At 39.4% G+C, this 23,283-nt stretch carries 16 protein-coding genes; 2 read left to right on the top strand and 14 right to left on the bottom strand.

Going from position 1 to position 23,283, the window contains the following annotated elements; translation table 11 throughout:
* Positions 1-57: 57 nt before the first annotated feature.
* From EFD62_RS06055 to EFD62_RS06005, 11 genes are all read right to left on the bottom strand, one after another.
* Entirely contained in the window at positions 58-2,196 is a 2,139-nt protein-coding gene (locus EFD62_RS06055) for a substrate-binding domain-containing protein (protein ID WP_069194212.1), read from the bottom strand.
* Between the two features lie 257 nt (positions 2,197-2,453).
* Positions 2,454-3,077 (bottom strand): hypothetical protein, encoded by a 624-nt coding sequence (locus EFD62_RS06050; RefSeq protein WP_128705860.1) that lies wholly within the window; start codon positions 3,075-3,077, stop codon positions 2,454-2,456.
* 3 nt (positions 3,078-3,080) lie between these two features.
* Positions 3,081-4,400, bottom strand: a complete 1,320-nt coding sequence (locus tag EFD62_RS06045) for a DUF58 domain-containing protein (protein WP_128705859.1) — start codon at positions 4,398-4,400, stop codon at positions 3,081-3,083.
* Positions 4,401-5,390, bottom strand: a complete 990-nt coding sequence (locus EFD62_RS06040; protein ID WP_128705858.1) for an AAA family ATPase — start codon at positions 5,388-5,390, stop codon at positions 4,401-4,403.
* Positions 5,347-6,522: a hypothetical protein gene (locus EFD62_RS06035; RefSeq protein ID WP_128705857.1), complete on the bottom strand. Its 1,176-nt coding sequence runs from the start codon at positions 6,520-6,522 to the stop codon at positions 5,347-5,349. The genes EFD62_RS06040 and EFD62_RS06035 overlap by 44 nt, the downstream gene beginning before the upstream one ends.
* 18 nt (positions 6,523-6,540) lie before the next feature.
* On the bottom strand, positions 6,541-9,072 hold the full coding sequence (locus tag EFD62_RS06030) for a transglutaminase domain-containing protein (RefSeq protein ID WP_069194217.1): 2,532 nt from the start codon (positions 9,070-9,072) through the stop codon (positions 6,541-6,543).
* A 160-nt stretch (positions 9,073-9,232) separates the two neighbouring features.
* Positions 9,233-10,423, bottom strand: coding sequence for an RtcB family protein (locus EFD62_RS06025; protein WP_069194218.1), 1,191 nt, complete (start codon positions 10,421-10,423; stop codon positions 9,233-9,235).
* A 33-nt stretch (positions 10,424-10,456) separates the two neighbouring features.
* Entirely contained in the window at positions 10,457-12,865 is a 2,409-nt protein-coding gene (locus EFD62_RS06020; RefSeq protein ID WP_128705856.1) for a clostripain-related cysteine peptidase, read from the bottom strand.
* A 169-nt stretch (positions 12,866-13,034) separates the two neighbouring features.
* The gene (locus tag EFD62_RS06015) at positions 13,035-13,745 is read right to left on the bottom strand and encodes a DUF2161 family putative PD-(D/E)XK-type phosphodiesterase (RefSeq protein WP_128705855.1); all 711 of its coding nucleotides are present in this window, start codon (positions 13,743-13,745) and stop codon (positions 13,035-13,037) included.
* 131 nt (positions 13,746-13,876) lie between these two features.
* Positions 13,877-15,682, bottom strand: a complete 1,806-nt coding sequence (locus EFD62_RS06010; RefSeq protein WP_069194221.1) for a MutS family DNA mismatch repair protein — start codon at positions 15,680-15,682, stop codon at positions 13,877-13,879.
* Between the two features lie 210 nt (positions 15,683-15,892).
* Positions 15,893-18,379 carry a rhamnogalacturonan lyase family protein gene (locus EFD62_RS06005; protein WP_128705890.1) on the bottom strand — a complete coding sequence of 829 codons (2,487 nt, stop codon included), beginning with the start codon at positions 18,377-18,379 and terminating at the stop codon, positions 15,893-15,895.
* Positions 18,380-18,606: 227 nt separating this feature from the next.
* Here EFD62_RS06005 and EFD62_RS06000 point away from each other — a divergent pair, with 227 nt between their 5' ends.
* Together EFD62_RS06000 and EFD62_RS05995 are read left to right on the top strand one after the other, a co-directional pair.
* The gene (locus EFD62_RS06000; RefSeq protein ID WP_328590672.1) at positions 18,607-18,966 is read left to right on the top strand and encodes an ArsR/SmtB family transcription factor; all 360 of its coding nucleotides are present in this window, start codon (positions 18,607-18,609) and stop codon (positions 18,964-18,966) included.
* A 23-nt stretch (positions 18,967-18,989) separates the two neighbouring features.
* Positions 18,990-21,107, top strand: a complete 2,118-nt coding sequence (locus EFD62_RS05995) for a heavy metal translocating P-type ATPase (RefSeq protein WP_128705854.1) — start codon at positions 18,990-18,992, stop codon at positions 21,105-21,107.
* Positions 21,108-21,185: 78 nt separating this feature from the next.
* On the opposite strand, the gene EFD62_RS05990 is transcribed toward EFD62_RS05995, so the two are convergent.
* The 3 genes from EFD62_RS05990 to tnpC all read right to left on the bottom strand — a co-directional run.
* Entirely contained in the window at positions 21,186-22,019 is an 834-nt protein-coding gene (locus EFD62_RS05990) for a stalk domain-containing protein (protein WP_069194224.1), read from the bottom strand.
* A gap of 252 nt (positions 22,020-22,271) precedes the next feature.
* Positions 22,272-22,571 (bottom strand): hypothetical protein, encoded by a 300-nt coding sequence (locus tag EFD62_RS05985; RefSeq protein WP_128705853.1) that lies wholly within the window; start codon positions 22,569-22,571, stop codon positions 22,272-22,274.
* Positions 22,568-23,283 (bottom strand): IS66 family transposase (tnpC, locus tag EFD62_RS05980; RefSeq protein WP_128705852.1); only part of this gene is annotated, 716 nt, incomplete at its 5' end. The genes tnpC and EFD62_RS05985, both read right to left, overlap by 4 nt.

The following is a 23,283-nucleotide window of genomic DNA, read 5'->3' as shown; positions in this document are numbered from 1 at the left end:
TTCGACATAAAGCGCAAAGTTTTTTACCTTATACTTTTTCTAAATCCAGTCAATATATCAGCTCTTATTGGCTATAGGTATTGTTATATAAAACGTAGTTCCAGCATTCTCCTTTGACTCTACCCACAATTCACCTCCGAATCTGCCCTTTATTGTAGAATAGGATAATAACAGACTTAGCCCTGTTCCATCTTTTCCTTTTGTGGTTACCATACGTCGAAACAGCTTATCTTGAATATCCTCGGGTATGCCTTTACCATAATCTCTGATAACATATTTAACCATATTTCCGTCTTCTAATATATGAAAATCAATAACAATATTATCATTCTGCATACTCTCATATGACTGCACTGCATTAATGAAAAGATTTTCAATTATCTGCACGAGATTGGATATATCTCCTGCAATTGTTGTTTTACAATCGATATCAACTTTATAGTTTATAATGGCTCTTCTCATCTTTTGATTATTATTCTTTATAAATTCTATCCGGTTTATAAGCTCTTCGATTGTAAACTCATTAATGGTATCGGAATTCAGTTGAACAGCCTGAGATTTGACTGTTGCAATAACATTTGACATGTACGAATTGTATTCTTTTAGTTTATCTATCCAATCTTGCATATCCTTAGCAATATCCTTATGATCCTGCACCGTAACAGATGGGTCTTCTATAGATGTCCTGTACTCATTTATAAGGTCTTCCAATCCAAAGCATGCACCGGATATGGACATTATAGGAGTCATAAGATTGTGGGAAATCCCCCCGATAAGCTGTCCCAATGAAGCAAGGCGTTCAGTTTCTCTAAAGCTTTCCTCAATCTTTGACCTTTCCATAAGCATTAGCGCACTATTTAAGGTGTTGCTTATCTGCCCCCTAATAGGTTCAAAGTTTAGCACATCATCATTTACTACTTCAAAACACACAAAACCAAAATGCTCATTATTAAAAAACAGCGGATTGACAAGATAAGTATATCGTCTATCTTCCCTAAAAAACTGATCCGGCACGATATTTTTCGTCTTTATATATCTTGAACTGTCTTCTATAGCTACTCTCTTGTCGTCATAGTAGGCATATATCATTTCTGAATTTTCAGGAAGGGTAAAATTGTCACGAAAAACAGAATCATTATCATACAACAAAGTTCCACCACAGTATTTGAAAATAAGGCAGCTTCTAATATAGCACAATTTTAATGCTCTGGTGACACAATCAAATAATTCTTCAAGGGAGTATGTCTGTATATATTCATGTATCCTTTGACCGGGAACAAGTCTTAAGCTGCTGTCACTCACAGAACTTGCCTCACTACTGCCTTTGCATCCACAGGACTCTCTCTTAACCAAAACAGAAGATAGTCTGATTACATCATCAACCTTCTCCCCCTCTATTTTTTTCAACAGGTTCTCAACTGCGCAAAAACACATTTCCTCAATCGGCTGCCTCACAGTAGTCAGAGAAGGCTTAACCAGACGAGATGTTACGGTGTCATCGAATCCGCATATTATACTCTTTTTAGTTAAATCCAGATTATAGGCGTCCTTTAAGTCCCTTATACATTTTACTGCTCCTAAAGCCATCTCATCATTTGCACAAACTACTGCATCATACTCAATGCCGTTCTTTATTATTTCTTTCATAACATCATATCCGGATTGTGCTAGAAAATCTCCATTAAATATTAGACTTGTGTCAACATCAATATTATTTTCAGCCAACACTTCGTAGTAAGCTTCCATGCGTTCAATGGAATCCATATTTGTGGGGGGACCGGATATATAAATAACTTTTCTAAAGCCGTGATCCTTTATTAGATGCGCTATCAGGCTTTTCATTCCCTGCTTGTTATCTATAATAATACTAGTAGTATGTGGGACAACAATTCCCAATGACACTAAAGGTATGCCTTCATAACGTTTGCAAAACCCTATAAACTCCTCATCGCTAATGTAGCTTGCAATTGGAGCACTGGTCATTAATATGCCATCCAGCCTGCTGCTATCCACAAAGCCATAAGATATTTGATGCTGACTATCTGCCCTGGAAGAATTATTAAAGGACCTGCCTTCATATATAATAAGATTACAGTCATATTTCTCCGCAGCTTTTTTCGTCATCAGATAGACTAGATTAGAATAGCTTACATCTATATCGTTAATCAAAAAACCGATAGTTCTGCGTTTCTTCATGACGCTTCTCCCTTAAAATATATTTTTAGATAAAGCTGTTCCAATTTCCTTATTCGCTTGTTTCATGAGCATAATTACCTATTGAAGTATAAGTAATTTCACATTATGTATATGAAATATTATAATGATACGAATTGATTGCATAAGACTTCCAAGACCATTCCGAGTACAATGCATACTCGAAAAAACGCAAAAAGAGACTTTTATTTAATTATACCATAAATATTGAAAAACATATATATTTTTTGCATCAAATATTATTTCTTTATCCACCTTCTGTACAAATACAGTACACATCCCACAACAAGTAGGATACCCGTTGCCACCATAATAATTACAGTCGGCCATGATGCTTTTATTTGGGGTACTATAAAGCCTAAAGCAATAAGAACAAGTCCACTTAAGAAAACTACAGCAAGAAAAACGGAATACACCTTAATACTGTTAAGGGTTATTAAGTTTATATCAGCCTCCAGTGCACCACCGGATATCATTTCATCATACTGTCTATCAAGCTTTTCAAGTCTGTTTGCTGCCAGCAAAAGTACAATAGCTGTCAAAAATAGAAGAGCAGTTAAATGAGGTTTAAAGTATTGTGCATACTTTAGACGCGACGACATACTTGTGAATAGTTTTGAATGAGCCATCACAGAAGGCGCCGCAAAAATCATACATATTATACCAACAGCCTTTTCAAACTTCTTGCGGCAGAGTCCAATTATAATTAGGGCTACAATATTTATTATTATAAAGGCTCTTGTTTGAGTTTCAAACAAAACTACAAACTCCCTATAAATAGATGAATAATACAAAAGTATATACGACAATACATAGGCCGCAATTGAAGACGCAATTCTAGCTGACAATGTCCATGTTTTCAAGCTTTAAGTCACCACCTGTTTTAATAATGCCCCTGTAAGGCTTTCCTTGTTCGGATCCCAGTCAATCCATATGCAGCTTTTCCTTATCTCTGCCGAAACCACCTTATTCATAGCTTCAAGAACATCGGCCGCCAGCACTTCATTCTGATTTTCTGCCATGAGACCGTACCCCATTATATTCACTAACATTATGCTGGGAACATAGCCCTTTCGAAGCATTGTATATCTTGACATAAGGTTTATGCCCTTTTGAATTTCTTCGGCGTTATTTCTGCAGAACCTTGTAACAATTACAAACATTGGCCTTAACCCGCTAAAGTAACTTCTGCATGCTTGCACAGTCTCCTCAAGCGTTTTTGGTTGCGCGGAAGATTTTGAGGATACTCCGGTGAAATTTCTAATTTTCATAAGCTCCCTCAAAATCCTATAATGGTGCTGTCTTCCGGACCCGGGATTTACAAATATCTCACTTCCCCCAAAGGTATGGAAGGATACGCTGCAGTTATGATTTATATAATAATCACTGAGGCTGTTTACAGCCTCAACGGAATACTCCTTAACATTCTTTATGTTAGAACCGAAGGCCATTATTCTGGATGTATCCAGAAATATCCAAACAGACTTCTTTCCTTCCTTTTCAAACTCATTTACCACAGGCCAGACATTTCCCCTTACAAGATTTCTGGATGTGACCTTCCAGTTTATTGACTTGAAGGGATCTCCGGGAGAATATAGCCTAAGTTCCTTAAATTCTTGGGTCGTCATTCCCATACTTGCCAGAGCCCCCTCCGGCATTGGCACCTTACATGCCGTAGACATACCTCTGACTTTCTTAAGCTCAATAAACCTTGGTGTCACCTCCACAGTTAAATCCGTCTCATATTTTCTGTTTACCGAAAAAACTCCCATAGCATGTCTGGATTTCCAACTGGTGGTCTTAACTGAGTAAGTCCCCGATGCAGTACATCGAATGGTATAATTTAACAATAGCTCCTTTAGCTCAAATCCTTTCCATACTGCACAGTAATTACTTCCTTCCACCAGTTCAAAATGCTGCGGTATAACGTCACATATCTCTATAGAGCCAAATCCTGACTCTATTAATATTTTCACAGACACATCCAGCAGCTCCCCCACCGCAACCCTGTTCTTTGATATGGTCTTCTTAACCCTAACATTGTCGGGCATTTTGAGATAATACCCAAAAGCCATTAAGGTAAAGGGAATAATGGAAACAAGTATCAGTATGTTGTTGGCAAAAAGAAAGCCTATAGAAATCAGTATTAGAAATATAATACTTACTTTTGTGACACTCCCCGGCATTTACAAAAGTCCTCCTGCATTTTCCCTCGTATAGCTCTTTGGAACATCTATTTTGCTTACAATGCTTCTTACTACTGCCGAAGCAACCCTTCCTTCCATTATGTGCTCAACATGCAAAATAACACGATGAGCAAGAGCATCCACAGCCATAAGCTTTACATCATCCGGTATTACATAATCCCTGCCGCTGATAAGAGCATGGGCTCTGGACAACTTCAACAAAGCTAAAGCTCCCCTCGGGCTTGCACCCAATCTTATATTTAGGTTGATTCTGGTATTTCTCACTATCTCCGTTATATACATCAGAATATTGTCATCTACATAAACCTTTTCCACTTCACTTTGAAGCATCAATAGCTGATTCATCGACACTACAGCCTTTATATCGTTGGTAGGGTCATCCTTGCCCCACTCAATCCTTCTTTTTAATACATCACACTCTTTTTGGGCACTTTCCAAATATCCAAGGGACAACTTCATTATAAACCTGTCCATCTGTGCTTCGGGAAGGGGATATGTACCCTCCATCTCTATCGGGTTTTGCGTAGCCATAACAGTAAAAGGAGGCTTTAGCAAATAGGTTGTACCTTCTATTGAAACCTGGCGCTCTTCCATAGCTTCAAGCAGCGCAGACTGTGTCTTAGGCATTGCCCTGTTGATTTCATCCGCCAGAAGGAAGTTGGTAAATACTGGACCCTTCTCAAGTTCAAAAGAAGAAGAGTTGCTCTTCCATATCTTTGTACCCAAAATATCTGAAGGCATAAGGTCGGGAGTAAACTGTATCCTCTTCCATTCACAACCCGTAACCTTTGCAAAAACCTTTACAAGCAAGGTTTTCCCAAGTCCGGGATTATCCTCAAAAAGTATATGTCCTCCCGCGAGAAAACCACAAAGTATTTTTCTTAAAATCGTGTCATTGTCTGCAACAAAAACCTTTCCTACCTCATCAATTATTTCTTTGCATAGTGTTTGAAGCTGTTCCGAAACCATTATAATTTCCCCTTCCATATACCTCTAAATTTTTAATAACATATTCAATAATCTTTATCCTTTTCTGTTTGTTTCTTTCCTCGATAACCTTGTAGTCTTTTCTGGTCATAAAAGAAGGCATTTCAAGATCCTTGTGGTCTACAATGGGCGCAATCATTCTTCTCGCTGTCCAAATTGGGACTCCTGTTTTGCTGGTCATTAGAAAAATGCATGCTATAAGCCCGCTTTTGCTTCCATTATATACAAAGTCATTAATATACGATGTTATCTCAGAAATATCCTTTATCTTGTCAAAGTTTATCTTTTGAAGATGCTTATTGAGCCTTTCCTCCCGACTGTTATTGGCAGCAGTCAAAAGCTTAATGGTAAGTATAATAAAAGCAATAAGAATAACCACAAATATAATTATCCATGCACCCAAAATTGAACCTCGCATTATAATCCTCCTTAAATCCACTATTGTAAATAAGGTAATAAAAATAGCAATAAACTTGTTTACATGATTGAACCTGAGCCAATCAGCTATCCCATAGGCTTTTTCATTTCCGCACAATTCTATAAGTGACGCCAGTTCAAATACAGAAAGTACAATAAAAGAATAGAGAGTTAATTTGCCTAGTGAGAATCCGAAGCCTAAATATGAACTGCCTTGGGGCCAAAGTACATAACACATAACAAAAACAGAAAATCCAGCCACTAAATATGATATTGTTTTAATGATTTCACCTTTAAACAACCTATTATCATAAATACCTGAGATCCTATAGAGAATAATCGAAACCGTCACTGGTATTATTCCGCAGCTTGCCAACCTCAGCTGGATGTCTGACGAAACTAAAAACCAAAATAGAAACACAGAAATGCCATTTCCCAATATCAGGCATGATCTGCTTAGTACTTGAGCCCATTTTCCTTTAAAAAAATAGTCAACAAAGTGCATGGCTGTCAGCCCTACAAGAAACATCTCTAAAGGAAATATCAAAAAATAGAGACTCTCTCTGATGTTATATGCCGGCCCCACTGGAATAAAGAATACCAGCACCACAAACACCATATAAAGTACAGTAACTACAGGATAAACCATCAATTTATTTAAAGGTAAATCTGCATTCAACCTGTTCCTCACCTGCATTCAATTCCTCCAAAAAACTTAAATCGAATTGTTTTGCTTTAGCTCTTTAATAAAAACATAGAACCTCTCATAATCGTTTCTTACTATATCTTCATCACTATATACAGCCTTTTCAAACACCGAGAAAGCGTTCTCCAAAACCCAATGCCTTTCAGTAGTTGTCTTCGGCTTTACTATATCAAGTATCTCTCTTAGGGTCATAACGTCCGTAATGCCTAAAATCCTTTCGGACATTTCTTTTAAATAGCTCTTTCCAATTGCAATTATCTCTTCTCTGTAGTCAACTATCCGTATGTTTCTTTCTCCTGATATATCATCATCCCTAGATATCTTAATTCTGTATTCCCCTTTTTTATGGAATACACCCTTAAGCTCTCCTCTGTTGCCTTCACTGTGGTGAAAAACGATAGCTAAACTGTCATCAACTCCCCACACATCGGGCAAACCTTCCCCTATCTGGGGAAACTCTATATAACAGTTGCCACCCTTTTTCTTTATCAATTGAGGACTGACATCAGTTGTCATAACGACCCCTGGGCCATCGGCTGCCAAGATTGGCAACTCTTCCTTCTCTCTCTTAAACATTCCTTTTTTTCTCAATACAATTATGATGCAGAAAATTATACCGGACAAAAGTAAAACCGTAATCAATACATTTATCCAGTATATATCCCATACATATACTCCCCCCAATGTATAATAGGGAGAATAGATATCAGTTCCTGTAAATTCAGCATCGTAAAGCAAAAAATATCTGCCCGCAAAAAAAAAGTTTTGATAATAACGATAGTCTTCAGGAACATCAATTTCAATCTCCTTAGAGAATTCTCCGTCCTCTCCTGATACAGCCGTATCGGCTATATCCAAGTAATGGAAGGATACATTGACATCAAGTCCTTTAACTCCTTCGAAGGAAAAATCGTCAAGAATTCTTCCTGTAAAATTGAATTTATTACCAAAAATATTATTGGGAGAATTTAATTCAAGAAAAGTATCAGTAACAATCTTCAACTCTGGATCACTTGAAGACGTCCTGTAGATATCATTTTCCAGTAGATCTGCCACAACTTGATATTTTCCTGCATTTGTATCCCCAGTTATATTGAAAACAGATTCAAAATTGCCCATTGTTACTTTGCTTTTTGCGTAAGATAGACATGGCTCTTCTTTATCTTTCTTAAGATAGATAAGAACCGTCATATCATCAAGGGGATTGCCAACAGAATCCGTAACAGTTCCCTTCACCGTAATACTATTTCCTCTCCTTGCAGTATTATCGGCAAAGGTAATCTCAGTTACCGTTTCCTCCGGCGGATAGTAAAAAACATCGTAAGAGAAAACATCCATCGGAACCCATCCATAATCCTCAAACTTTATCTCGGGATAAACATAAACTTGATCGGCATACACCACCTGATACGAAACATTAGGCATAAGCTTGTAGCCCAATGCAAGTCTGCACGGTATACCCGCAGCCCTCAAAATAATGGTGTATGCAGACACAAAGTCAAGGTAGTTTCCAACTCTGTCTTCTCCCCAAAGAAAAGAACTAATCCCTTCCTTATTTCCGTAATTATTCACAACACTATTATCATAAATGTAGTTTTCTAAAAGGAATTCTTCAACAAATTTTATTGCTTCATAATCACTGTTGCAATTTTCAATTACTTCGTCGACTATTAATTCAACTGCTTTAGGTATATAAACATCATAGGTATAATCGCCGTCAGTTTTGGCATTCATGAGCTTCGTTTCTGTCGGAGGAGTCTCGTACTCCATTTCATAAAAATTCTCGACAAGCTCCTCAGAGTAAAAAGTCCCTGACTCTTTATACTCCAAAAGGCTAAAATCATATTTCATTTCAATACTGCCTGACAGTACAGGGATATAACCTTTTGAAGGCTCCACAGGCTTTACCTTGACAGAATTTTCGGAGAACTCCCTATTCATTTTCACACCAAATAAAAACTTCTCCTCCGGGTCTTCATTTGCCATGATCCAATGATTTTGCTGGTAGTTTTCCATAACCATAACCTTCATGAAAGGATAATTGGGAACACCCAAAACCTCAAACGCAGGTATGTGGGGATTCTTGCCATCTCCAAAAACTATTGAATTTCCACCCATTCCAAAAGGCATGTCGGGCAAAGCTTCATTTCCGGATATATCAATATTGGGCATTTGTTCAGGCGCAATTCCTCCATAGCCTCCATAGCCTCCACCTTGTCTCGGAACCATGCTTTCAGGCTCTTGACCATACGCATATTCCGGGTCTATGTAGCCTCTTCCTTCATCACGCCTCTTTTGTGCCCTTTCTTTCCAGTCATATTCACTGTTATTTCTGTCCGAACTGTTTCCTTTATTCCTTTCGTTATCACGTTTGTTGTCTCTTCTATCATTTTGCGAAGATCTGTTATTATTATTTTCACCCCCGAAAGAATTAAGACCCGGCAAATCCAGCATATTTATGGCGGCCATGATAAGAAGCATCGATAACAAAGCAATAAAAAGAAACACCGCTAAGTTTATTAAGTTTTTTCTATTATTCACATTTATTCTCTCCATATACAGTTATATATTATATAGGATTTTTTCATATTTGTACATTAGAAATACTATTTTTCAGTAATCTTCCTATTAAACCCAAAAGCATTCCTATGCTGTTCTTCATGTCGAAGCCTTCTGTTGCAGCCGAAGCTGCAAGCCTCGACTATTCAGCAGCCTTAAAGTTATATATTGGCTTAATAGTATCTGTGATTTCAACAGTATCCCGGATATTTTCAATAATTTCTTCCATTGGCTTGTAGGCCATAGGACATTCGTCAAGGGTAGATCTGTTGACCGTTGTTGAGTAGATTCCTTCCATAGACGCTTCAAACTCTTTAAGTGTTATGACTTCCTTCGCCTTAGATCTGCTCATCAATCTGCCCGCACCATGGGGAGCAGAATAGTTCCAATCCTTATTACCCTTTCCGATACATATAAGGCTTCCATCCCTCATATTAATCGGAATCAGCACTTTCTCTCCTTGTCGTGCAGAAATCGCGCCTTTTCTGAGTATCATACTATCCATATCAATATAATTATGAATAGTGGTAAACTGCTCTTCAATTTTGAAATCCATACGTCTAACAATCTCATCTACAATTGCCTTACGGTTTAATACCGCAAATTTCTGAACCAATTTCATATCGGCAAGATAGTCCTCATAGCTTTTACCCTGGACATAGGCAAGCTGCTTGTTAATCTTAGGAGGCTTAACCTTTTTTATTTCCTTTTCGATCTCTTTCTGGCGTCCTTCAGCTTTCAGCCTTTCTATAATTGCTTTAACCTCTTCACTGTTATTTACAAGTTCCCTGTAGCCCAAGTCCTGATAATATTCTGCAACCTGCTTTCCAAGGTGTCTGCTACCCGAATGCACCACAAGATACAAGTTTCCCTCGTTGTCTTTGTTTACCTCTATAAAATGATTGCCTCCCCCTAGCGTGCCAACACTCAGCTTTGCCCGGTTTATATTTACATTCTTTCTGCATGCCAGCCCTTCAAAATCAATATTTGTGACATATGGATGCTCTTTTTTGCGAATGTCAAAACCCGATGGAATATATTCATGAATAATTTTATCCAACTTGCTTAATTCAATATTTTTATTTTTCAGCTTTATGGTTTCCATCCCACACCCTATGTCAACACCTACCAGATTCGGAACAATCTTATCATTAATTGTCATAGTTGTGCCAATTGTGCATCCTGCTCCCGCATGGGTGTCAGGCATAATTCTTATTATACTGTCTTTGACAAACTCTTGGTTGCAAAGCTCCATTATCTGGGCAATTGCCTCTTGTTCAACGTTGTCGGTGAAAACCTTTGCCGTATTATATTTTCCTCTAATCTCTATCATAAACTCACCACATTTACTGCTTTTTTAGTATTGCTAATTTGTAATAGACGGTGTCCAGTACTTATTGTCGTATATATCCGTTATACGGTAAGTCATCTTATAATCTCTATCCCCAAGGTGCAAATTTTCTATTTCCCACTTTCCGGTTGCCGTATACTGCTCCCCAAGGAAAAAAGTATCTATGTATTCACCTTCATAAGTGTAGTAATCACAAAGAAAGTCAATTTTATCTCCGGCAGCAATATCTATTAGTCCCTTTGCCAAAGTCTCGGTCTCAGTCTTTGTGTCATATCTTATCTGAGCTCCCAGTACCTTGCCATAAGGATTTTCATTATCAAACACTACAATAATATCAACGAGCTGACCGTTTAACAACGCAGGTATTCTCCCTTTGGTTGAATAAGTATCTCCGCTACGGTCATCACTCACCATATAGTAGCTTACAATATTACCATTTAACGCAAGCCAAGTTCCGTCGAATTCCATTATAAGGTCCCCGTCATCGTCAAATTCGTAAACATTATCAAGACCAAGGTCAATAAATCCTTCACCGTCATCTATGAAAACATTCAGCTTCATCTGCTGGACAAGTCCCCATTGCTCTTCAGACAGCGACAGAACCCTCTGTCCATCCTTATTTGTTATCTTAAGAGCTGCAGGATCAAATCTATTGTCATTGTAATATTCTATGGATGACCTCATAAGGTCGATGTCAAGCCATCCCAAAGAATTATCTTCCGCACCTGTAATCCTGCCGTAATTTCCGGACTTCAAAAATTCCTCCAGTAGAAGCTCCAGAGCCGCCGAACCTGTGGATTGGTTGGAATTCGAGTATCCATCCAGGAAACTGTCAAGCAAAACATCAAGCATGTTATTGCTTCCGCTTGATACAATTTGCCCTCCGGCCGACACACTTGCAAAACTTTTTATACATTTGCTGTACTCTTTGTCCATGCCTATCTCTTCATAGGTATCAAGCATCGAGTTCATCTTTGAAAGATTCCCATAGGGAAAGAATATTGACAAACCATAGGCATTTGTTATGTTCTTCGATGTACGGTTATATTTAATACAGCCGCGCAATGCCTTCGCAAGGGCTTTGCCCTCGTCCGTACCAAGGTTGTCAGCAAAGTGAATAAGATCAATCTGATTTATCTTTGATGACTTTGCGAACTCCTTTGTATTGGCCCGCGCATTGGATACCGTCTTATATTCATTTTTATTGACAAGGGTGCCTATCGACTTTGCAAACTTTGAAAAGGACGGTGGTATAGTACCCTTGAGCTCCGCCAAGTCAATAAGCGATAGTGTGGCCTGACTGCTAGGTGTTTTTACTTTTACTTCTTTTACATAATCATCAATCAGCTTTTTCCCAAGGTCAATTGTTTCAATTGAGGTGTTCTTGGAAAGAGACGTAATCCACCCCGTATAATACCACCCAATCCCCGGCTCAACCTCTTCCGAAGCAATCATATAGTCTGCATAAGGTTCCAATACTATGGCTGTTTCAAGCGTAGCCATAAGGCAAGCATCAAAACCTATCAGGTCAAAAACACATCCTCCCTTTTTAAGAGCAGTGGCAATTTCATCAAGCTTCATTGTATTATTGGGATAGTGCTGATCATAGCCATAGCCGCTAATCGAACCACCGCCGTGATCCCACAGGATAAGCATATAGCGATCCGCCGGATAATTTGCCTTGCAATACTTAATAAAGTCCGAAAGGGTGTCCGGATCTACCATCGACTTTTTCCCCAGATTATCTTCAATCAGCTTAAGCCCATTCTTTGTCACTTTATAGCGTTGATTTGTTTTACTGTTTATTGTTTTATTTTGCCATTTTAAAGTTCCGCCGGTCTCCACAATAATATTCACATTATCGGAAATCTCAGCATTCAGCATTTCCTGCAAATCAGCGGTAGCCATACCCCATTTTGACTCAAGGTCGGTGCCGCACATGTATACCATTACAGTTGCTGTATCTTCGCCATTGCCTTTTAAGACGGTTCTTTTCTCACGGGCAAGCTCCGATACAGTGGTGACAACCGGATATTCACCTTTGTCAATGTAATTGGAACTCGATGACATTCCTGTCTGGAGATTGTTGGCTGGAGTCGAATTTCCGGATCCACCTCCAAAATTATTGTATATGTAGAATCCAATTGCCAGAATAAATATCAATATAGTTAAGTATTTTGAGCAACCGGAAGACTTACCTCGTCCACCGGACGAATACCCTCCAAAACTCCCATAACCACCACTGCTTCCATAGCTTCGGCCCGAGCCACTTTTCCTATTTGCTCCGGCTCCTTTAGCCCTGTCGGAATATCCTCCGGATTTACCTACAGGTCCTGTATTTAAACCTCTGCCTCGTCGGTTCACATTCCCGGTACCTGTTCCTATACGTTTCTGCCTTCCCGTAGGCCTGTTATTTTCATTCATTGAATAATGCACCCCATAAAATAGAAATAATTTATTTAATTATAGCATCCGGTTTTTTTAGGGTCAACCAAGTAGAATATAACCCTCATCATATGTAAATACCATGCACCTAACAGGTATGCTATGGTGATAATAGCAATTTCACATATATATTTATGATATATCGCATCTATTCTATAAGTCCATCTTTTCTATAGTTAGCAATTTCTTCTCTCCCCCTGTCGGTGAGCCTATACACTCCCCGAGACACCCTTTCAAACCAGGCATAATAATTATCCTGAAGTATCGCTGCTGCCTTGTCCGGGTCTGCTCCCATATCCTTTAATTGCTTGATACTCAAAGGACCGTTGGCTTCAAGGAAAACCGCAATCTGCAAAGCTTTCTCCCTGTATACGGTAATTAGCTTTTTTCTAGTGCAGCCACCAACGTTATAATCCCCATGTCGCTTTGAGAATTCTTCAAGAACCAACTTCCTTTTTCTAGACGATAGATTTATGCTCTTTTCCCTGCTAAAAGGCTCAGGCCTTATCGCTTCTTCCACAAAGGCCTTGTCTTGCCGGAAGGAGACCAAAAGCAGGCCAAGCTCTAAACGCCTCAACAGGTGGCATATATTTTTCCACCGCCGGGTAAACAAAGCTTTGCCTTTTTTTGGAACCGCAATATATACAATATCAGCTATTCTCTGCCTTAATACTGCCTGTAAGATGACATCAAGATTTAAGGTGGTTTTCATTTCCACAACAAGAAAAATGTCTCCCTTTACAGCGGAAACATCACAATGGCGAACCTCACCTTTCACATCATACCCCAGCCCAACAAGATAATCCTTAACGGGCTTATAGAGATCTTCCTCCAACAGCTTTTTCCCTTTTTCGGCCATAACTATTCTTTATCCCTTCACTTCAATATTCGCCGTTAAATCCATAAAGCATATACAAATATCATAATACCAAGAACATCAATTTTCCACGGCAAAACAAAGTCCCATGAGCTCTATTCCCCAAAAAAATCCTACTCATCCAAAAGCTCTATCCCGACCATTTTCATTAAATATCTGGCATTGGTGGTTTTGCACTGTCCATGCCTTAAGACATAGTCAAATTTTATTTCGTTGTTGGTGTAGGTTTCTGTAAAGTGATAGTTGACAATCCTTCCACCGTGCCCCTTCTCCAAGCTACAGAGCTCAAAATCGTGGGTTGAAATCATTCCGACAACCCAGTCCTTATCAAGATTCAATAAAACATTTCTTGCACCTGTAATTCTATCGGAAGAATTAGTTCCCCGGAATACTTCGTCAATAAGAAATATCATTGGCTTCTTTTTTCTCGAGTGCTCTACTATCATTTTAATTCTCAAAAGTTCTGCATAAAAAGTAGATATTCCCTCACTCAAATCGTCGGTAATCCTCATTGAGGTGCATATATCCATTAATGAACATGTCATCTTTTTTGCACATACAGCAGTTCCTGCATAAGCAAGCAAAAGATTAATTCCCGTAGTCCTCAAAAGGGTGGTTTTTCCGGACATATTCGACCCTGTAACTATACAGATTTTATTATCCATATTGATGCTGTTGCACACACGTTTACTCTCATTTATCAATGGATGGCCCATTTCAACGGCGTTAAAGGAAACCCCTTGGTGAGATATCTCAGGGAAAGCCCATTCAGGATTCATCTGCGCAACAAGAGCCAAGCTTGATAGAGCCTCAAAATCTCCTATAGTTCGAAGCCAGTTTCTTATTGATTTACCGGACTTTCTCTTCCACTTTTCCAAAGCAAACACGCAGTGAATATTCCAGAACAAAAAAAGATTTAAAATAATCTCAACTATGTAGCCCTTTCCAGCGTCAACGGCATCTACAATTTTCTCCAAGTCCTTTATTTGCTGCGATGCCGGCCTTTTTCCGTCAAACAGCCGAGATTTTAGTTCATTTAGGTATTCATCCTTAAACTCTTCCTTCTCAATCACTTCAATCATTTTTTGAAATGCCTTTATCTCATTCCTGTATCCGCTTACAGGGCTTAGAATATTACTTGCTCTGCCATGCCATACAACATTTATTACAGCCTGCATACCAAGAAGGAAAAGAGGTATATATAGCGAAACCGAAGAATCAAACCAGCATATAATTGTAAATATAATCGTCAGCTCAGGAAGGATATAAAACAATTGCTCTGCCAACTTATGTCGAAAAAGCTTTGCGCTGTCCTCAGAGAAATCGAGCAGCCTATCCGGCTTTTTTGAGACTTTTGGGGCACTCATTCCCTCACACTGCAAACTCTGGCAAAAGTCAATTTTTTGAGAGAGCTCTTTTATGGCATTCTGCCTTTTCCTTATTTGCTCCTCCTTCTTTTCAGGCGACTCCAGCAAACTCCTTAAGGTCTCTCTGCCAAAAAACGTATTGGTCGTATTGATCCATTGAAAAAGGGAACTATGTCCAAACACATCAAGGTCATTGGCATACATATGCTCAGGGTTGGCATATTCCGTTCCCTTATCCGCAAACTCTGTCCATGTGCCTTCCATTCTCCCTATGCATCTTTTGTTTATTTCAGCGAGAATACGATATTTGGAAGCCTCATCAATTATTTTTTGATGCCTCAGAACAAGAGAAATAAACAATGCAAGAAAGACTCCCATACAAATGAATCCATAGGTGCTGTTTAAATATATAAAAGCAAGAACCGTAAGAAATGTACCCACTACAAATGTTATAAGCCTCAATGTACTGTACATTCCCGAACGCCTTTCAAGCTTGCCTGCATTATCTTCATACTCATTTCTGCGCTTTGAATATATTTCCTTTATATCCATTTTTCCTCCTCGTCGCATATGTCGTTTTAATAATATTACACCATATCAGTAGTTTTTTCAAAAGTTTCCTAGTGAATTCACCTTACTCCTACTAATTTTTTGACATTTAAATTCTTTGGCATAAGAGTACAAAAGGAGCTGCGCACAGCAATTTATTCAACTGCTTGTGCGACAGCTCCCTGACTTATTTCCATATTGTCGTAAATGTTATCATGGTACAAGGTAAATATTCGGTTTTGGTGGTTCTGCCATACCGTCTCCGATAAAGAAACTTGTGTGAGGCGGCTGATTGTAGGCCACATTCTGCCATGCTATACCCAATCTATAAACCGGATCGTGCATTAGTGTGTAAATACGCCTATTAGTTGTTGCTGTTGTTGTATATATTCTCAAATACTTGTTGTCGGATGTTCTAAAGATTACCTCTTCTCTCCAGTCTCCGAGAATATCTGCCTGCAGACACGGAGTTGATTTTGTACCGTTATTGGAAGCGCATCCGCTGGCAGAGAGTAATGTTCCACCACCGTATTTGCTTATCGTAGTACCGTCAAGAAGCTCCCTGAGCTCATCTCCATCCCACCATATTGCAAAATTCACTTGCTTTGGAGCACTTCCTATATTTTTACCGGTACTGCTGAACAGTGAAGACCCTGAGGCCCACAATTCTGCGCCTGGAGATGATGCGGTTATATCAGCTGCACAAGCCCTGCCTGTATCACCTGATGCATTCCATCTAAATATTACCTGCCCTGTCTTCGCATCACGCAAAGCAGCACCGCCGGAACTTTCAAAACAGCTCCAAATCTCAAGCCCCGGTCTGTTAGGATTAAGGTCACTCACATGCATTGCATCCCCATGACCCAGTCCTGAAGTATACAATCCTTTTCCATTGTCATCAATAGTACATGCTCCGTAAATAATCTCATCTTTTCCGTCGCCATCAACATCGGCCACACTCAAGTTATGATTACCCTGCCCGTTATATCCGCTATTATTGTTGCCGTCAAATACCCATCTCTTTGTGAGCTTTCCGTTTCTGAAATCCCATGCCACAAGCACGCTTCTTGTATAGTATCCGCGACACATAACAAGGCTCGGTCTTTCGCCATCCAGATAAGCTATGCAGGCTAAGAAGCGGTCTACCCTGTTTCCGTAATTGTCACCCCATGAGGAGACAGTTCCCCTCGGAGGATCATAATCTACCGTTGTAATAGCAGCTCCCGTCTGCCCGTTAAAGACTGTAAGATATTCAGGTCCCGATAGTATGTACCCGCTTGCGTTGCGATAATCTGCATTTGCATTGCCTATAACATTACCTTTTCCATCCTTTGTTCCATCAGCCGTCTTGCACGCAACCTCTGCCTTTCCATCGCCATCCAGATCATAAACCATAAACTGGGTATAGTGTGCGCCGGCACGAATATTTCTTCCAAGATCTATTCTCCATAAGCGTCTGCCATCCAGCTTATAAGCATCCAAATACACATTGTCGGTAGTTCCGGATTGGGAATTATCCTTTGCATTATCCGGCTCCCACTTTAGTACAATTTCATATTCTCCATCTCCGTCAAGGTCCGCGGCACTGCAATCATTGGCCGAATATGCACTCGATGGCGCCTGAATAGGAATCTGCAGATAATTTTGTCCCCACACACTTGCCGCCTTTGATGCCGGCTGTTCCTGTCCGTTAATAACCGGACGTACCGTATATGTTGAGCTTGTGCTTCCGCTGGTATCCACATAGTTTGTCGCCCCTGTTATCGGCGAAGAGTTTACCTTTGTTCCGTTACGATATAGATTGAAGGCAATATTGGAAGGATCTGTCCCCAACATTCTCCAGCTTACAAAAACTCCATTATTAACTTTTACAGCCACTACACCTCTATCCAGATTTTCCATCTGACGTGCACCTTTGGGTGGTGTAATCGGCGCATAGGTTGGTGTAGGTGTTGATTTCGGTGTTGGCGTAGGTGTTGGAAGAGGTGTTTCATTTGTCGAAGATACCTCAAGGTAGTCCACATTTGGTCCCCCATCAGCGGCAATTCCTGTTGCTCTAATAACGTTATTTCCCGCATTAAGAGTTACAACTATACTTTGATCATTCCATATAGTCCACGCTGAAGTTGGATTAAAGTCGAGATTGCTTACAACCACATTCGAATTTACTCTTACTTCCATTTGCCTATTATTACTTGCTCCGTTTGCGTATCTAAAGGTAAGCTTATACGCACCCGAATTGGATACAGTTACGTTCCACTCAATATATCCCCCAGGTTCATTATCGTAATTTACATAACTCCTGCCAGCATAACCTGCATTTACTGTTTCCTCGAACGCCTTGTATAATGTCGCATCCTCAGCTTGATATATCGCCTTTTGCACTCCGGAGTTTATATCTGTTCCAACAGGAATTTTGTCAATAATATTCAACAAATACCTCTTTAGCACAGTGAGATCCGTTGAATCATTCTTTGAATCACCATTAAGATCAAAGGCTACCGATCCATTTGAAATAGGAAACTCCGAAATGATTTTCAGCAGGTATCTCTTACCCAAGGTGTAATCTGTCGAATTTACCTTTCCATCGGCATTGAGATCCCCATACTTAGTTGAAGCCGGCCCAGCTGATAAACAATAATTTGCAGATAGACTGATTATCAGACACAAGGCCATTAAGAACACCAGTGTTTTTTTCATCATACATCCTCCCTTAAAAAAATGCTCTCTTTATTTGTCCCTCATTTTAAAAATACGTAATTCTTATTTTTTTGGGGGTAGCTTTTCCTTTCTAAATAAATATTTTTTATTGGTACTTTTTTGCTGCAAAAATATTGACAGCATTATCTAGTTGGCATATAATATGAATATAACATATGAATATATATTCATATGTTCAATCCATCAATTATATTAGGAGGAATTTGATGTTGGACGAAAGACGAGACTCATGTGAATGCAGTGTAATACACGAAGATATAGTAAACATGGCGAGGAAAAACATGCCTAAGGAAGAGCATCTTTACGACTTGGCAGAACTTTTTAAGGTTTTTGGCGATACCACCAGGATAAAAATTCTATACGCATTGTTTACCTCAGAAATGTGTGTTTGCGATATTGCTTCCCTTATAAATATGACACAGTCGGCAGTTTCTCATCAGCTTAGAGTATTAAAGCAGGCTAGACTTGTAAAGTATAGAAAAGAAGGCAAAGTCGTGTATTACTCTCTTGATGATGACCATATAAAGCAAATATTTGACCAAGGATTTATGCATATTACAGAATAATGAATCGTGAAAGAAGGGGTAGAATGAAACAGACAGGAAAAAAAGAGCTGATACTTGAAGGTTTAAATTGTGCCCATTGTGCGCTAAAAATAGAAGCAAAGGTAAAGGAGATCGAAGGTGTAAATAATGCCTCAATTAATTTTGTGTCAAAGAAAATGACTCTGGAACTAAATGACATGCTCCAATCAGCAGATATTATAAAGCAAGCATCTTTGATTGCCAAAAGTATAGAAGAAGATATAGAGGTCGTAGAGGAACAGGGCAAAAATAATGAAAAAGATAATGATGGTGATTTCAACAAAAAAGATTTTGCCAAACTTGGCCTCGGAATACTTTTATTTACCGCTGCATTAGCACTGAAATTAAATTACTGGGTTGAATTCAGCTTGTTTTTTGCAAGCTATATAATCATTGGAGGAGAGGTATTACTAAAAGCCCTGCGCAATATATCAAAAGGCAGAATATTCGATGAAAACTTTCTGATGTGCATAGCTACAGTTGGGGCATTTCTAATTGGCGAATTTCCTGAAGGCGTGGCTGTAATGCTCTTTTACCAAATAGGTGAATCCTTGCAGGATATGGCAGTAAACCGTTCAAGAAAGTCCATCGCTGCTCTTATGGATATTCGTCCCGATTATGCCAACCTCAAGACCAGCGACAGCATAAAAAAGGTATCTGTAGAGGACGTCAAAGTCGGAGACACAATAGTGGTAAAGCCCGGTGAAAGAATACCTTTGGACGGTAAGGTTACTGAAGGCAGAACAATGCTGGATACCTCGGCACTGACCGGTGAATCGGTCCCACGGGAAGTTTACCCCGGTGAAACTGTCCTATCCGGTTCGGTAAATCAAACCAGCCTTATTAGCATTGAAGTCACAAAATTGTTTGGTGAATCCACAGTATCAAAAATACTGGACATGGTACAAAACGCCAGCAGCAGAAAAGCACCAACCGAAAACTTTATCACAAAGTTTGCCCGATATTATACCCCGGCAGTAGTTTTTATCTCTGCAGCTTTAGCAGTAATTCCTCCATTGGTTATTCCCGGTGCCGAATTTTTTGATTGGGTTTATAGGGCGCTCATATTCCTCGTAATCTCATGTCCTTGCGCTCTGGTAATATCCATACCCCTCGGATTCTTCGGCGGAATTGGAGGGGCATCCAAAAACGGCATTCTCATTAAAGGCAGTAACTATCTTGAGGCATTAAACAGCGTTGATACCGTAGTGTTCGACAAGACCGGCACACTTACAAGGGGTGTATTTAATGTAACTGAGGTGAATCCATCGTCAGGCTTCACAAAAGAGAATTTGCTAAAATATGCAGCCTATGCGGAAAGCTTTTCAAATCACCCCATTGCATTGTCAATCACAAAGGCTTTTGGCGAAACTATTGATAAAAACAAGATAGAAAGCTATGAAGAAATCGCCGGTCATGGAATAAAGGCTATCTCCCATGGCAAAGAGATACTAGCAGGAAATGCCAGCCTGATGACAAAAGCATCCATTCCTTTTACCAATATTGATAGCATAGGTACTATCGTTCATGTAGCCGTTGATGGAAACTACACGGGTAATATTGTAATCTCGGATGAGATAAAGTCAGATTCAAAAAAAGCTTTAAAAGAGCTGAAGGAAATCGGTGTAAGAAAGCTGGTAATGCTTACCGGAGATAATAATAACACTGCTCATAAGATAGCAAGCGAATTGGGAATCGATGAAGTACATGCTGAGCTTTTGCCTCATCAAAAGGTAGAAAAAGTGGAACTTTTAGATAGTAGTAAATCCCGGGGAGGTAAGCTGGTGTTTGTTGGAGACGGCCTGAATGACGCGCCTGTGCTGGCACGGTCCGATATCGGTGTTGCAATGGGGGGCTTAGGCTCAGATGCGGCAATTGAAGCTGCTGATGTGGTGTTGATGACCGATGAACCCTCGAAGCTGGTAAGTGCTATTAAAATTGCCAAAAGGACTAAATCCATTGTATGGGAAAACATCATTTTCGCCTTTGCCGTAAAAGCTCTGGTATTGCTGCTCGGTGCTGGAGGCATAGCCACCATGTGGGAGGCAGTTTTCGCCGATGTGGGCGTTGCACTGTTGGCAGTACTGAATGCCATGAGGGTAATGAGAGTGAAGAATATATAATTTATCATATAAAGACGCAAAAAACAGGTACTCTATTTAGTTAGTACCTGTTTTTTATACCTTTATAATATCTTTGTTTTAGTTGTAAAAGTACTCGCCCTCTATTTTCTTATAGAAAGAACCGCTTCTTGATGTAAACGGTCTATTATTAAAATACAGACAAGTCCCAATGTTGTTAACACCTTCTAATGCCATCTTTGCAGCAACAATGCACTCATCTGGAGGTACCAACTCCTTAAAGCCGCTTTTGTACGCCGGAGGAAATTGGCCTCTCTGAAAAATAACATCATACACAGTATTGGGAAATGAAGGACTCTTTACTCTGTTTAATACCACATTTGCAACTGCAACTTTTCCCTCAAGAGACATTCCCCTTGCTTCAACAGTTACTATTCTGGCAAGCCACATTAAATCGTCATCTGTATAACTTCTCTTGTATACACATTCTTCAGGCACCTTAATGCCTTCTTTGTTTATTGAAACTGTATATGTTGTCTGATTCCAATCCACTGAACAGTCGAGAGTTTCCGACACAAACCTTAACGGTACCATTGTGCGTCCATTTGATATTTCAGGAGATGCGTCCATTACTTGCTTTACTGCGTTAATATAAGATTCATTGCTTCCGATAAATAGCTCAATATAATTGTAGTCATCTTTTATTACAACTTTTTTCTTTTCTTCATTCCATTCTACTTTTGCTCCAAGGGCTTCAGCGATAAACCGTACTGATACAAATGTCCTGCCGTCCTTAATGTAGGGCCAGTTATCCATTTTAATATAGTTGCCGTTTACCTTTACAGTTATGTAAGTCTCTTTAGTAAGTGCACTTACCTCAAAGCATCCGATAAAACTTACAAGAAGCACGATAAGTACCACTAATGCGACTTTACACCTTCCTTTACTATTCATACAACACCACCTATAATAAATTGTAAATAAATATGACGGCAACATTTTATCATAAAACGCTCATTATTGAAAGTTAAAATTGCATATTGGTACAGATTGGCAAATTTTAATTCCATCACACTTTCCAATATGGCCGATTGCACACTTCTTCGTAAGCGTCAAATAAACTTGCACATGGGCTAATAAAATCATAAATAGAACTGGTTTAAAAAGCAAGAAAACTTTTCCAACTACAAGCATAAGCTTTTAACGCTACCATTTATTAAATCTAAAATAAGTCCAGTCTCTTTGGGCCGACCATTCATTGAAAGCATTGGCAATTTCCATCCTGAACTCTTCATCTGACAGACCAATAGCATTTCCACGTTCATATGCCCGGTCTACAGTATGAGCAAATCTGTCCGCTAATTCGCTGTTCTCAAACTCCATATAGGGAAAATGCTCTATTACATAAGCAGAATAATCCAAATCAAAAAAATAACGTTCTATTTCTCCCTTGATAAATTTTGAGATAAAATTAATCATAAATGTCGTATGCTCTCCAGCTCTCATTCGTCTTCCTCCCACGCATATTTTTCAGGCTCTGTTCTTTGAAACTTCGGTATAAACACGTTAGGTGGTATTTTCGTGCTGCCGGGCAGCAAATCAGCAAATGAATTTACATACCCCAACTTCCCAAGATTGGGGGCTTGAGTAAATATCCACGCCAAATATTCAAACGGGTTTAATCCATTCTCTTTTGCAGTTTCAACAAGACTGTAATAAACCGCACTCGCTCTCGCTCCACTTGGCGTATTGCTGAAAAGCCAGTTCTTGCGTCCGATTACGAATGGCTTAATACTACGCTCAGCTCGGTTATTTGATATCTCCAACCGCCCATCCGTTATATACCTCTCAAGATATTTACGCTGGGACTGAGCATATTGTACTGCTTTACCCAGATGGGTTTTGGGCAGTGCATTTAATTTCCCTATCCAATCGTAAAATTCATCTATGAGAGGCTTAGACTGCTTTTCTCGTTCTTTTAACCGGTTTTCAGGGCACAGCAATGCAAACTGCTTCTCTAAATGAAACAGTTTATCGCAATATGCTACTCCCTTTGCAGCATTAGATGTTGGTTGCTTATCTTTTGGTAGGGCTTCCATTGCGTCAAAAAATTTTCGTCGTACATGTGCCCAGCAACCTACTACAGTAATATTTTCGGGCAGCTTGTGATACCCCTTATATCCGTCTGCATGCACATATCCTGAGAATCCTTTTAGAA

The organism is Acetivibrio mesophilus, from assembly GCF_004102745.1.
In the GTDB taxonomy this organism is placed as follows: Bacteria; Bacillota; Clostridia; order Acetivibrionales; family Acetivibrionaceae; genus Hungateiclostridium; species Hungateiclostridium mesophilum.
This window is presented reverse-complemented; position numbering and strand designations above follow the sequence as displayed.

Excerpts from the sequence above, each read along its gene's own strand:
- EFD62_RS06025 (WP_069194218.1), bottom strand. The coding sequence starts at position 10,423 with ATGATAGAGATTAGAGGAAAATATAATACGGCAAAGGTTTTCACCGAC.
- EFD62_RS06040 (WP_128705858.1), bottom strand. The coding sequence starts at position 5,390 with ATGGTTTCGGAACAGCTTCAAACACTATGCAAAGAAATAATTGATGAG.
- EFD62_RS06045 (WP_128705859.1), bottom strand. The coding sequence starts at position 4,400 with ATGCCGGGGAGTGTCACAAAAGTAAGTATTATATTTCTAATACTGATT.
- EFD62_RS06020 (WP_128705856.1), bottom strand. The coding sequence starts at position 12,865 with ATGAATGAAAATAACAGGCCTACGGGAAGGCAGAAACGTATAGGAACA.
- EFD62_RS06055 (WP_069194212.1), bottom strand. The coding sequence starts at position 2,196 with ATGAAGAAACGCAGAACTATCGGTTTTTTGATTAACGATATAGATGTA.
- EFD62_RS06035 (WP_128705857.1), bottom strand. The coding sequence starts at position 6,522 with ATGCAGGTGAGGAACAGGTTGAATGCAGATTTACCTTTAAATAAATTG.
- EFD62_RS06015 (WP_128705855.1), bottom strand. The coding sequence starts at position 13,745 with ATGGCCGAAAAAGGGAAAAAGCTGTTGGAGGAAGATCTCTATAAGCCC.
- EFD62_RS06000 (WP_328590672.1), top strand. The coding sequence starts at position 18,607 with ATGTTGGACGAAAGACGAGACTCATGTGAATGCAGTGTAATACACGAA.
- EFD62_RS05985 (WP_128705853.1), bottom strand. The coding sequence starts at position 22,571 with ATGAGAGCTGGAGAGCATACGACATTTATGATTAATTTTATCTCAAAA.
- EFD62_RS05990 (WP_069194224.1), bottom strand. The coding sequence starts at position 22,019 with ATGAATAGTAAAGGAAGGTGTAAAGTCGCATTAGTGGTACTTATCGTG.
- EFD62_RS06005 (WP_128705890.1), bottom strand. The coding sequence starts at position 18,379 with ATGAAAAAAACACTGGTGTTCTTAATGGCCTTGTGTCTGATAATCAGT.
- EFD62_RS05995 (WP_128705854.1), top strand. The coding sequence starts at position 18,990 with ATGAAACAGACAGGAAAAAAAGAGCTGATACTTGAAGGTTTAAATTGT.
- EFD62_RS06010 (WP_069194221.1), bottom strand. The coding sequence starts at position 15,682 with ATGGATATAAAGGAAATATATTCAAAGCGCAGAAATGAGTATGAAGAT.